We start from the raw sequence: 11,719 nt of genomic DNA on the forward strand, positions 1-11,719 counted from the left end.
TGTGACGGTCAAGTCAGGTTCAGCGGTCAAGCCAGTCCATCGGGACTGATTTGACCGCTGCAGCGCCCAGGCAGGGCGCGGTGCAAAGCGCTTACTTTTGCGCGGCAGCGAACTTCTCCACCGTCTCCATCACCCGCAGCACATTACCGCCCATGATCTTGGCGATGTCCGCTTCCTTGTAACCGCGGCGCAGCAATTCGGCGATCAGGTTCGGGTATTGCGACACATCTTTCAGGCCAACCGGCAGTGAGTCGCCGACGCCATCAAAATCCGAGCCCAGACCGACGTGGTCGACACCGATCAGCTTGACCGCGTAATCGATATGGTCGGCAACATCGGCCACGGTGGCATACGGATATGGGAAACGCTCTTTGTAGGCCGCTTCGAACTGCTTGGTCGCTTCCTCACTCGGTTTGTCGTTGTGCAGCTTCTTGAAGTCGTCTTCGGCCAGCTTTTTCGCTTCATCGTATTGATGGGCTGCTTCGGAGATGAAGTAGGAACCGAAGTTGATCTGGATGACGCCGCCATTTTTGGCCAGCGCTTTCAGCATGTCATCGTCGACATTGCGTTCCATGTCCGGGGTGAAGTGGCGCAGCGACGAGTGCGAGGCGATGACCGGCACCTTCGACAGTTTGAGCACCTGGTAGAACGCGTCATCGGAAACGTGGGCGATGTCGACCATGATGCCAAGCCGGTTCATCTCCGCGACCACCTTGACTCCGAACGGGCTCAGGCCTTTCCAGACCTTGACCTTGTCATAGGATGAGTCGCTGATGTGGTTGGCTAGCGCATGGGTCAGGGTGATGTAGCGGATGCCGCGGTCGTAAAAATGCTGGAGGTTCTTCAGGTCGCCGGCGATCGGCGCACCGTTTTCCATGCCGAGCAGCAGGGCGATTTTGCCGGCCTTGAATTGCTTGCGAACGTCATCGGCACTGCGGGCGAGGGCAAACTTGTCCGGCGCCCGGCCGACAATGCCCTCGACCTGGTCAATCAGCACGTTGGCCAGATTGGTGGCGCCGCCGGCTTCGCTGGTCGCCGGGGTATAGATGGACATGAACGGGGCACTGAGGCCGCCGGCCTTGGCGCGGGGATAATCAAAGTCGCCGCTGGCGGTGGCCTTGGTCACGTCGTCCCATTTTTCCTGCAGCCGATAGGGCACGTCGATATGACCGTCGATCAAGGGATAGCGATGGGCGATGGCGTTGGCCTGATCACTGATGCTGTCGGCGTGGCTGGTTGGGCTCAGCAGGGCGGCAGTGACGAGGCTGGAAAGGAGCAGGGTTTTCATGGTGTCGGCAGCTCGGGAGGGAGGGCAGCCCTGCAGCCTACCCAAAGCGGCCAAGCGAGGCCACTATTAGAGCGGCTGTACTAATACCGGGCGTTTTTGGGCGGGCTGTGGCCCGTCATCTGACCCATCAACTTGCTTCTGCCGCCGGCCAGACCGCGCCGTTGCTGGTTTGGCCGGTGATTTCGGTTGGCTTTCCCGGGGCGGATGCGTAGAATACGCGGCCCTTACGGGCGCAGGGACTAGCCCCCCAGCGTCTTTTTCTATTGGCTCCTTAAAGAGGTTCCAGGCTCATGGTCGTTATTCGTCTTGCTCGTGGCGGCGCCAAGAAGCGCCCTTTCTACCACGTTGTTGTTGCTGATAGCCGCCGCGCACGCGATGGTCGTTTCATCGAAAGCCTTGGCTTTTTCAACCCGGTTGCGTCGGGCAAAGCTGTGAAATTTGAGATCAACGGTGAGCGTTATGCGCACTGGGTTGGTCAAGGCGCGCAGCCGTCGGAGCGCGTTGCCGCTCTAGTCGCTGCCAACAAGGCCTAAGTTCCCGTTACCGATTTTCCGTTAGCGAGAACAGTGCCGATCGCATGAGTGAAGTTCAATCCAAACGACTTGCGGTCGGCAAGATCACGGGTGCGCATGGCATCCGCGGTTGGGTGAAGGTGTATAGCTACACCGACCCAGTCGAAAACATTCTCGATTACTCGCCTTGGCAAATTTTTACCCAGGGCCAGTGGCGGGAAGTGAAAGTGCTGGATGGCCGCGTGCAAGGCAAAGGCGTGGTCGCCCAGATTGAAGGCATTACCGATCGCAATGCGGCCGAGTTGCTGCAGCAAGTGCCGATCGAAGTGGCGCGCGATGCGTTGCCGGATGCCGACGATGGCGAGTTCTACTGGGATGAGCTGGAAGGCCTCGCAGTGGTGAACCGCGAAGGCGTTGCACTCGGTACGGTCAGCCATTTGTTCGAGACCGATGCGCACCCAATTCTGGTGGCCGTCGATGGTGATAGCGAACGGATGATTCCGTTTGTTGAAAGCTATATCGACGAAATCGATCTCGAAGCCAAAAAAATTGTGGTCGACTGGCAGCTGGATTGGTAACGCCGGTGAGTGAGCTGACGGACTTTTCCGTGCAAGCAAACGACCTGATGTGGTTCGGGGTGATCACCCTGTTTCCGCCGATGCTGGAAGCCGTGACGCAATTTGGTGTCAGCAGCCGGGCGGTGAAGCAGGGCAAGTTGCATGTGGTGGGCATCAACCCACGCGACTTCACCACCGACAAGCATCGCACGGTCGATGACCGGCCGTTTGGCGGCGGTCCTGGCATGGTGATGTTGGCGCAGCCGCTGCTCGATGCCATCGCCGATGCGAAGGCCAAAGCCGGTGGCCCGGCCAAAGTGATTTACCTGTCCCCACAAGGACAGCCGCTGACGCAAGCCAAGGTGCAGGCGTTGGCGAAAGCGGAACGACTCATCCTGCTCTGCGGTCGCTACGAAGGTATCGACGAGCGCGCCATCGAGATGGCGGTGGATGAAGAGATTTCGATTGGTGACTACGTGCTTTCGGGCGGTGAGTTGCCGGCGATGGTGCTGATCGATTCAGTTGCCCGGTTGTTGCCCGGCGTGCTGAACGACGAACAAAGCGCCGAACAGGATTCGTTTACGGATGGTCTGCTGGACTGTCCGCATTACACCCGGCCGGAAGTGTTTGACGGCAGGGCGGTGCCGGAAGCCTTGATGTCCGGTCACCATGAACAGATTCGGCGTTGGCGGTTGAAGCAATCGCTGACCCGGACTCTCTCTCGGCGCCCCGAGTTGCTGCAAGCGTGGCAAAAGCGGGCGCTGACGAAAGAGGAAAAAAAGCTTTTGGAAGAAGTGTTGCGGGAACAGAAGGCGGCAACGCCGGACGAGAACGCGTAACTGCTGCACCAGCGGCAACGGTGCGGGAGATTGAGCGAAGGATCGCCCAAGTACATCGCCACGGTTTCTGTTTTGACCGGCGCGGTGGACCTCTGGAAAAGGCCAAACCGTGTGGTTTCTTCAACGGCTGTCGAACATGCGACAACGTTGATTAAGGAGAATGCCCGATGAGCAACATCATCAAACAGCTCGAAGCCGAGCAAATGACCAAGGAAATCCCGGAATTCAAAACCGGTGATACCGTGATTGTGAACGTGAAAGTGAAGGAAGGCGACCGTGAGCGTCTGCAAGCCTTCGAAGGTGTTGTGCTGGCCAAGCGTAATCGCGGCCTGAACAGCTCGTTCACCGTTCGCAAAATCTCTTACGGTGAAGGTGTGGAGCGTGTGTTCCAAACCTACTCGCCGCTGATCGGCAGCATCGAAGTCAAACGTCGTGGCGACGTGCGCAAGGCCAAGCTGTACCACCTGCGCAACCTGTCCGGCAAGGCTGCTCGTATCAAAGAGAAGCTGGATTAATCGGCTCTCTCGGTCTGCATGGCGGACCAGCAACTTGTGGAAACGCGGCGGGCACCTTCGGGTGCCCGTTGTCGTTCTGGGCCATCTCTGGCCCGGAACCCTGCGGGCAGCTACGCTGCGCAAAATGGCAATCCTGTTATTTGCGTTCTGGATCTCTCCTGACTCAATCCAACCAACACACTGCAGGCGTCAACGATCATGCAACTGCGCCGAATTCATCACGTCGCCCTTATCTGCACGGACTATGGGCGTGCCAAACATTTTTATACCGAATTGCTGGGGCTCTTGGTGTTGGCTGAACAGTATCGAGTCGAGCGGCAATCATGGAAGCTGGATCTGGCCTTGCCGGATGGCGGCCGACTGGAGTTGTTTTCTTTTCCGGAATCGCCGGCGCGCCTGTCTCGCCCAGAAGCCTGTGGTTTGCGCCACCTTGCCTTTGCGGTTGCGGATGTGCAGGCAAGTAAGGCAGAACTGGAGGCCAAAGGTATTCCGGTTGAACCGCTGAGGCTTGATGAGTACACCGGCAAACGCTTTGTGTTTTTCGCCGACCCCGATGGCTTGCCGATAGAACTGTACGAAGAGCAATGACTGCACCCATCCGGCTGGATATCGGCCGAGTCAGGGTTGGATCTGGCGGGGGCGATAGCGGGAGTTGACGACGTCAAATTAAGGTGAATTTGCCGCTTTGCCCCGGCAGATGGCGTTGTGTTAAAACGCTGCCATGGAAACATTCCGTATTGATGCCCCGTTTGGTCCGCTCAACGTCAGCTGCGACGCCGCGGCGGTGACGTCGGTGCATTTTTTGCCGACTCAGGAAGCAGGGCCGCCGCAGTCGATTTTTGCCCGGCAAGTTGCCGGTGAGTTGCAGGCCTATTTCGACAATCCTGCCTTTGTGTTCACCTTGCCACTGCGGCTGGCGGGCACTGAATTTCAACAGCGGTTGTGGCAGGCGCTGCGCGCCATTCCGGTTGGCCAGGTTCGTCGTTATGGCGAGCTGTCACACGCGCTGAACAGTAGCGCGCGCGCCATCGGCGGCGCTTGTCGGCACAATCCGATCCCGCTGATCGTGCCGTGTCATCGGGTAGTTTCCGCAAATGGCGATGGCGGTTTTGCCGGTGCTACCGATGGCCCACTGCTCATCATCAAGCGCTGGCTGCTGCAGCATGAAGGCGCCGAGCGCGAATCCGATGGCGTCGGCCAAACAGGCGATCTGTTCAGTTTGGACCGTTGCTGATGGGCGCGCCCCGCAGCCGGCAGTTGCCGCCATCGCGCGGCCGCGAACTGGTGCATGCGATTGCCGACGTCGACGCGCCATGGGTCGAGCGGTTCTTGCAGCAACTGTGGTTGCAGGAAGGTCTCGCCAACGCAACCCAGCAAGCCTATCGCCGCGATCTGGCGTTCTTGTCGCAATGGCTGCAACAGCAGCATGGACAACAAGCAATTCAGCAAACAGAGGCCAGCTTGCTGAGCTGTGACCGCGCCAGTTTGCACGCCATGCTGGAGGCGCGCGTGCAGCAGGGTTATCACCATCGTTCGAATGCGCGCTTGCTGTCGTCACTGCGGCGGTTCTTTCGTCAGGCGCGTGAACTCGGTTGGCGTGCAGAGGATCCGACCGCCTTGCTGGAGAGCCCGCGCGCGGCGCGACCGTTGCCGAACAGTCTCAGCGAGAGCGACGTCGAGCAGTTGCTGGCGGCGGCAACGGGCGACGAGGCGCTCAGCTTGCGTGATCGGGCCATGCTGGAGTTGATGTATGCCAGCGGTTTACGGGTCAGTGAGCTGGTGGGCTTGCCGCTCGGCCAGCTCAGCTTGCGCCAGGGCGTGCTGCGGGTGATCGGCAAAGGCAACAAGGAACGCCTGGTACCAATGGGCGAGGAGGCTGTTGCCTGGCTGACCCGCTATCTCGACCAGGCCCGGCCCGAGCTGCTGGAAGGCCAGCCGGCCGAGGCGGTGTTTGTTTCGCGACGTGGCGCCGCGTTGACCCGACAGGCCTTCTGGTACCGTATAAAGCACTACGCCAAGCTTGCCGGCCTGCGCAGCAGCCTGTCGCCGCACAGTCTGCGCCACGCGTTTGCCACCCATTTGTTGAACCATGGTGCGGATCTGCGTTCGCTGCAGCTGCTACTGGGTCATAGTGACCTCGGTACCACGCAGATTTATACTTTCGTGGCGCGCGAACGGCTGAAAGCCTTGCACGAGCGGCATCACCCCCGCGGCTGATTTGGGTGTAACTTTCACTGTGCCGGCCAGTCCAAGCTGGCATGCCGATTGGACGGGCGCTCAGGCGCTTATTGATTTTCGCGCTCAGGCGCTTGTTTACGGAGTTTGTCATGACTGTTCGCCTCGCGGCCCTGTTGCTGGTTTTTGCTCCCTTGCTGCAGGCAGCGGAAAAGCCGGCGGTGACCAAGGCAGCCGTTGCCAAGCCGTCGATTGAAGCTCGCCTGAAAGCCACGCTGGAAGCCAAGTTTCCGGATATCAGCGTCGACATGGTGCGCAAGTCGGCCTACGCCGGTTTGTACGAAGCGGCCATGGGCGACGACGTGGTCTATCTGTCGCCAGATGGCAAATTCCTGATTTTCGGTGGCACGATGCTCGGCATCGAGGCGCAGCCCATCAACCTGACCCAGATGACCAAGGCCGAGTTTGATGCCCAGCGGGCGCCGATGCGCGCTGCCGAGCTGGCCAAGGTCGACAAGAAATCGATGCTGACCTTCACCGCGCCGAATCAGAAATATGAAATCAATGTCTTCACCGACATCGATTGCGGCTATTGCCAGAAGTTGCACAAAGACATGCCGGAGCTGAACCGTTTGGGCATCACCGTGCACTACCTCGGCTTCCCGCGTGCAGGCTTGCTGGACGATGCCGGGCACAAGACCGACTCGTATCAGAAGCTGATCAATGTCTGGTGCGCCGAGGATCCGAAAAAGGCGATGACGGCGGCAAAGAACCGGCAAATTTTGCCGGACCGCGATTGCAAGAACTCGCTGGCCGAGCACTATGCCTTGACCCGCAAGTTTGGTTTGAGCGGTACCCCGGCGATCGTCCTGAATGACGGTTCCCTGGTTGGCGGTTATCTGCCGCCGGCGCAAATGCTGCAGGCCTTGCAACAAGGCGATGTGCGGGTACCGAGCACAAAGGTGAGCGCCACCAACTGATGCCCTTGCGCGCCTCAGGCGGCATAACGTGCGAGAAAAAAGGCGGCTGTTGCCGCCTTTTTTTATTGCTGCCGATTTCCCGAGGCCGGCCGCGCTTGCGGATCGGAACGGGGCAGATCAGGGAGATTGCAGATCTGGGGGCTTGCGGCTCAGGGAAACAACACGGCCAATACTTTCCGGCCTTCCGATGCCAGCACCACATACGTGTGGCAGGCAGCGCGCGTGTCCATGATGTCGAGCGTGCGGCCGTGCTGGGCCGCGGCGGCCAGCAGGCGCATGTTCGGCAGCTGATGATGCTGACCACAACCAATCAGCAGGATTTCTGCCTGGCTTTGGCACCAGCGGCTGATTTCGTCTGCACCTAGCGTCGCAAAGGATGCCGGCAGACCGGTGGTTTGCAGACCATCCGGCGACAACAAAACCGGCTCGCTGTACCATGTGTCATTGATGCGAATACGGCCGGGCTCATAAGCCCGCACCACAAATTCCGCACCGCCGGTATCAAGAGAGAGTTGCATGCTGTGACTCGCGTTGATGTGACTGGTGTTGATGAAACGGATGTTGGTGAAACAGGTGTTGGTGTAACTGGTGTTGATGTGACCGGTGTTGGTGTGACTGGCGTGGCTGCCAGCGAGCGCCGCACTGAAACTGTCCATGCCAAAGCCGCCGATGGCATCATCGTTGGTTAAGGATCCGTCGGTGACGGTCCGATTTGTCCAGGCCGGTTTATACCGATCGGTTCATGACAGTCCGATTGATGAAGGATCTGTTCATGAATGAGCGATCTGTAACCGTCGCGGCGGCGACGGTCTATCTGCCGGCTAGTTTCGCATTGCCGACACAATCCCAGCAAGTTGCCGAGAACCGTCTCGACCATGATTGAACGCTTGTCATTATTTGTTCCAGCCTTGCTGGCGCCAGTTCGTGCTGGTGAAAGTCAGCATCCGATTCAGGCGGTCGACAGCCAGCCTCTGCGAGAACTGTTCCGGCAATGCCGGCAGCAGACGCCAGCCGATTTTGCGCGCACGTTGGCCCACTGGCTGGGAGCTGATCTGCAACACGATGCCGCTGCGCTTGCCCGTGCCCTGCAACTGCCGGTCGCTTCGTCCTGGTTGTTTGCCGCGCCGGTGGTGCTGCGGCCCGATCATGCCGGCATTTATCTGCTCGGCTCCCGTGCCTTGCAACTGAACGCGGCCGCTGCCGCCGCCTATTGCACGGAACTGAATACGTGGCTGCAACAAGACGGCATGCAGCTGTATCCGGTTACGCCGTCACGCTGGCTGCTGGCGCTGCCGGAGCCGACCCAGCTGCAATGGGTTGCGCTGGAGGATGCTATCGGTGTGGATCTGCGGCAAGTTTGGCCGCAGGGCGCGGGCGCATTGCGCTGGCAGTCGCGACTGACCGAGTGGCAGATGCTGCTGAATCAGAGCGCGCAGAATCGCGCCCAACTGCAACAGGGGCGTAGTCCGGCGCACGGTATTTGGCTGTGGGGGCGGGAGTCGACGGCCGACCATACCGCATTTTTGCCGAGCATTTCGGCGCTGACCGAGAGCTGGTTTCTGGCGGCGAATGATGCGTCATCACCAGCGGGCAGCGCGCGCGCGGAGCCATCACTGACCGCCTTGCTGGCCGCCAGTCCGGTGCAAGCCGCTGTGGTCGATCAGCGTTTGCACGATGCCTTCATTCACGGCGATGTGGTTGGTTATCAGCAAGCCTATCAGCAGTTTCTCGGCGAAACGCTGCAACCGATTCAGCGCGCACTGGCCGATGGCCGTATCCGCGAGCTGGCACTGTATCCGGAAGATGGCCGGTGCTATTTGCTGAAACCGCCATCGCGCTGGCAATTCTGGCAGCGCACGCCGCTGCCGGCACTGCTGCGGAGCGCGTGATGCAAAGCGCTCCGGTATTGCGTCTTCGGCCTTCGCTGTCGCCATCGGCCGAGTTGCAGAGTCTGCCACCGCTGCTGGCGCGCGTTTACGCCAACCGCGGCGTGACCCGTCTGACAGAAATCGACACCCATTTGCAGGCGCTGTTGCCGCCGTCGCTGCTGGCTCAGAGCGAGCGGGCCGCCGATTTGCTGATCGATGCCATGCAACAAAAAAAGCGCATCGTGGTCGTCGGCGATTTCGATGCCGACGGCGCCACCAGCAGCGCCCTTGCCGTGCTCGGTTTGCGCGCGCTGGGTGCTACTGCAGTCAGCTTCCGGGTGCCGGATCGGTTTCGTTACGGATACGGACTGACCCCGCCGATTGTTGAAGAGGTGATCGCCGACGGCGCCGAACTTATTGTCACGGTCGACAATGGCATCGCCTCGATTGACGGCATTGCGCTCGCCAAGGCGCGCGGCGTGCCGGTGCTGGTGACCGATCACCATTTGCCGGGGGAACAGTTGCCGGACGCCGCGGCAATCGTCAATCCCAATGCGCCGGGCTGCGCGTTTCCGAGCAAGGCTCTGGCTGGCGTCGGTGTGATGTTTTACGTGCTGCTGGCAACGCGCGCCCGTTTGCGTGAGCGTGGCTTGCCCGGTGCCGAGGTCAATCTGGCGCAGTTTCTGGATCTGGTCGCGCTCGGTACCGTTGCCGATGTGGTGCCGCTGGATCAGAACAACCGGATTCTGGTGCAGCAAGGCTTGCAGCGGATTCGCGCCGGTCAGTGCCGACCGGGAATCCGCGCGTTGTTGATGATTGCCAAACGTGAACGCGAGCATCTGGTTGCCAGCGATCTGGGTTTCTCCATTGGCCCACGGCTGAATGCCGCAGGCCGGCTTGATGACATGAGCCTTGGCATCAATTGCCTGCTGGCCGAGTCCGATCGCGAAGCGATGACACTGGCTGCCGAGCTTGATGCGCTCAATCACGAGCGCCGCGAAATCGAAGACGACATGCTCGCTACCGCCGAGCAACAACTGCTGCGCAAGCTGCGCGAACAACCGCGCCTGCCACCGGCTCTGTGCCTGTTCGATGACAGTTGGCATCAGGGCGTCATCGGCATCCTCGCCGGCCGTTTGAAAGACCGTTGCCACCGACCGGCGATCTGTCTGGCTGACGCCGGCGACGGCTGGCTGAAAGGCTCGGGGCGTTCCATTCCCGGCGTCCATTTGCGAGACGTGCTGGCAACCATCGCCAACCAGCACCCTGACATGCTTAGCAAATTTGGCGGCCACGCGATGGCAGCGGGCTTGACCCTGCATCAGCATCAACTGGCCACGTTTGCCGAGCGTTTTGCCACTGAGGTCGCCAGACAGCTGGGACCGGAACCGCCTGAGCGGGAGCTGTGGAGTGACGGCGAGTTGTCCTCTGACGATCTGGTCTACGAACAGGCGCTGCAGCTGCGTCAGGCCGGCCCTTGGGGCCAGCTGTTTCCGGAACCGCTGTTCCATGGCGAATTTGAGGTCATAGGCCGTCGGACCATGGCGGAACGTCATCGCCGGCTGACCTTGCGCCATCGTGATGGCACGGTGGTTGAGGCCGTGGCGTTCAATGTCGAGCGTCTGGGTTACGACGACAATGCGAGTACGGTACAGCTGGTCTACCGCCTGGACGTCAATCATTACGGTGGTCAGCGCAAGCTGCAATTGACGGCCGAGCGCTTCCTTTGAGCCTTTGCGCAGCTGCTGACCGAGCTGACTGATGAAAAGACCGGCAATTGGGGTGCGCGGACTGGCCCAAGCCGGTAAAATCCCGCGCTTTCCTTGGCAGTACTCGATACAGGCATTCTCATGTTTGAAGCAACCGGCGTAAAAGAAAAGCTCAAAGACCAGCGTGATCGGCTGGAAGCCATGCGGAGGTATCTTTGACTACGACCGCAAGGTCGAACGTCTGCAGGATGTCAACGCCGAGCTGGAACAGCCCAATGTCTGGGACAACCCGGAGCGGGCGCAGGAACTCGGTCGGGAGCGGGCCCAGCTTGAGGCCAATGTCTCGATGATTGACCGGCTCGACAGCAGTCTGAGCGATTCCGAAGGGTTATTTGAGATTGCGGTCGAGGAAGGTGACGATGTCACCATCGACGGTGTCGGCAACGATCTGCTGGCCACCGAGAAAGAGCTGGCCCAACTCGAGTTCAAGCGGATGTTCTCCGGCGAGATGGACCACGCCAATTGCTATCTGGATATTCAAGCGGGTTCGGGCGGTACCGAGGCGCAGGATTGGGCCCAGATGCTGCAGCGCATGTATCTGAAATGGGGCGACAGCAAGGGCTTCAAGACTGAGGTGGTCGAAGAGTCGGGCGGCGAAGTGGCCGGCATCAAGTCCTGCACCATCCGGTTCGAAGGCGAATACGCCTACGGCTGGCTGCGGACCGAAACCGGCGTGCACCGGCTGGTGCGCAAGTCACCGTTCGATTCCGGCAACCGTCGGCACACGTCGTTCACGGCGGTGTTTGTGTCGCCGGAAGTCGACGACAAGATCGAGATCGACATCAATCCGGCCGATCTGAAAACGGATACCTATCGCTCCAGCGGCGCCGGTGGTCAGCACGTCAACAAGACCGATTCGGCGGTGCGGATTACTCACATTCCGACCGGCGTTGTGGTGGCTTGCCAGAATGAACGTTCGCAGCACGCCAACCGTGATCGGGCGATGAAAATGCTGAAAGCGCGTTTGTATGAGCGTGAAATCCAGATCCGCAATGCCGCCAAGGATGCCCTGGAGGCAACCAAGTCGGATATCGGTTGGGGTCAGCAGATTCGTTCGTATGTGCTCGACCAATCGCGAATCAAGGATTTGCGCACCGAGTACGAAGAGAGTGACACCCAGAAAGTGCTGGATGGCGATCTGGATCCGTTCATGGAAGCCAGTTTGAAGTCGGGCATGTAACAACACCCGGAAAAATTTCGACCAGATGCGGCCGGT

The 11,719-nt window shown here is 59.9% G+C and carries 14 protein-coding genes; 12 read left to right on the forward strand and 2 right to left on the reverse strand.

Going from position 1 to position 11,719, the window contains the following annotated elements; all coding sequences use genetic code 11:
- Positions 1–91: 91 nt before the first annotated feature.
- Positions 92–1,288, reverse strand: a complete 1,197-nt coding sequence (locus tag HPT27_RS09850) for a dipeptidase (protein WP_172242445.1) — start codon at positions 1,286–1,288, stop codon at positions 92–94.
- A 290-nt stretch (positions 1,289–1,578) separates the two neighbouring features.
- On the opposite strand from HPT27_RS09850, the gene rpsP reads away from it, so the two are divergent.
- The 8 genes from rpsP to HPT27_RS09890 all read left to right on the forward strand — a co-directional run bounded on the left by rpsP (position 1,579) and on the right by HPT27_RS09890 (position 6,866).
- Positions 1,579–1,821: a 30S ribosomal protein S16 gene (gene rpsP / locus HPT27_RS09855; RefSeq protein WP_172242448.1), complete on the forward strand. Its 243-nt coding sequence runs from the start codon at positions 1,579–1,581 to the stop codon at positions 1,819–1,821.
- A gap of 44 nt (positions 1,822–1,865) precedes the next feature.
- Positions 1,866–2,378: a ribosome maturation factor RimM gene (gene rimM / locus HPT27_RS09860; RefSeq protein WP_172242451.1), complete on the forward strand. Its 513-nt coding sequence runs from the start codon at positions 1,866–1,868 to the stop codon at positions 2,376–2,378.
- A 47-nt stretch (positions 2,379–2,425) separates the two neighbouring features.
- Positions 2,426–3,196, forward strand: coding sequence for a tRNA (guanosine(37)-N1)-methyltransferase TrmD (gene trmD / locus HPT27_RS09865; protein ID WP_172245269.1), 771 nt, complete (start codon positions 2,426–2,428; stop codon positions 3,194–3,196).
- 167 nt (positions 3,197–3,363) lie between these two features.
- Positions 3,364–3,711 (forward strand): 50S ribosomal protein L19, encoded by a 348-nt coding sequence (gene rplS, locus HPT27_RS09870; RefSeq protein WP_172242454.1) that lies wholly within the window; start codon positions 3,364–3,366, stop codon positions 3,709–3,711.
- Positions 3,712–3,909: 198 nt separating this feature from the next.
- A complete protein-coding gene (gloA2, locus tag HPT27_RS09875) occupies positions 3,910–4,299 on the forward strand; it encodes an SMU1112c/YaeR family gloxylase I-like metalloprotein (protein WP_172242457.1) in 390 nt (129 codons plus the stop codon).
- Between the two features lie 133 nt (positions 4,300–4,432).
- Positions 4,433–4,945 (forward strand): methylated-DNA--[protein]-cysteine S-methyltransferase, encoded by a 513-nt coding sequence (locus HPT27_RS09880; RefSeq protein WP_172242460.1) that lies wholly within the window; start codon positions 4,433–4,435, stop codon positions 4,943–4,945.
- Positions 4,946–5,004: 59 nt separating this feature from the next.
- On the forward strand, positions 5,005–5,928 hold the full coding sequence (gene xerD / locus HPT27_RS09885) for a site-specific tyrosine recombinase XerD (RefSeq protein WP_328820711.1): 924 nt from the start codon (positions 5,005–5,007) through the stop codon (positions 5,926–5,928).
- Between the two features lie 110 nt (positions 5,929–6,038).
- Entirely contained in the window at positions 6,039–6,866 is an 828-nt protein-coding gene (locus tag HPT27_RS09890; protein WP_172242466.1) for a DsbC family protein, read from the forward strand.
- A 149-nt stretch (positions 6,867–7,015) separates the two neighbouring features.
- Here the strand turns inward: HPT27_RS09890 and HPT27_RS09895 are convergent, their stop codons facing one another.
- Positions 7,016–7,522 carry an Mth938-like domain-containing protein gene (locus HPT27_RS09895; RefSeq protein WP_172242469.1) on the reverse strand — a complete coding sequence of 169 codons (507 nt, stop codon included), beginning with the start codon at positions 7,520–7,522 and terminating at the stop codon, positions 7,016–7,018.
- A 101-nt stretch (positions 7,523–7,623) separates the two neighbouring features.
- Here HPT27_RS09895 and HPT27_RS19470 point away from each other — a divergent pair, with 101 nt between their 5' ends.
- From HPT27_RS19470 to prfB, 4 genes are all read left to right on the forward strand, one after another.
- Positions 7,624–7,749, forward strand: coding sequence for a hypothetical protein (locus HPT27_RS19470; RefSeq protein WP_268935739.1), 126 nt, complete (start codon positions 7,624–7,626; stop codon positions 7,747–7,749).
- A 4-nt stretch (positions 7,750–7,753) separates the two neighbouring features.
- Complete coding sequence (locus HPT27_RS09900) at positions 7,754–8,755, forward strand: hypothetical protein (protein WP_172242472.1); 1,002 nt, start codon at positions 7,754–7,756, stop codon at positions 8,753–8,755.
- Positions 8,756–8,772: 17 nt separating this feature from the next.
- Positions 8,773–10,464 (forward strand): single-stranded-DNA-specific exonuclease RecJ, encoded by a 1,692-nt coding sequence (recJ, locus tag HPT27_RS09905; RefSeq protein WP_407951139.1) that lies wholly within the window; start codon positions 8,773–8,775, stop codon positions 10,462–10,464.
- A 180-nt stretch (positions 10,465–10,644) separates the two neighbouring features.
- Positions 10,645–11,683 (forward strand): peptide chain release factor 2 gene (prfB, locus tag HPT27_RS09910; protein WP_407951140.1). Its coding sequence is split into 2 segments (ribosomal slippage): positions 10,645–10,659 and positions 10,661–11,683, totalling 1,038 coding nucleotides; the frame shifts between segments, so codons are not numbered across the junction.
- Positions 11,684–11,719 lie beyond the last annotated feature (36 nt).

It is taken from the genome of Permianibacter fluminis (assembly GCF_013179735.1).
Lineage (GTDB): Bacteria > Pseudomonadota > Gammaproteobacteria > Enterobacterales > Permianibacteraceae > Permianibacter > Permianibacter fluminis.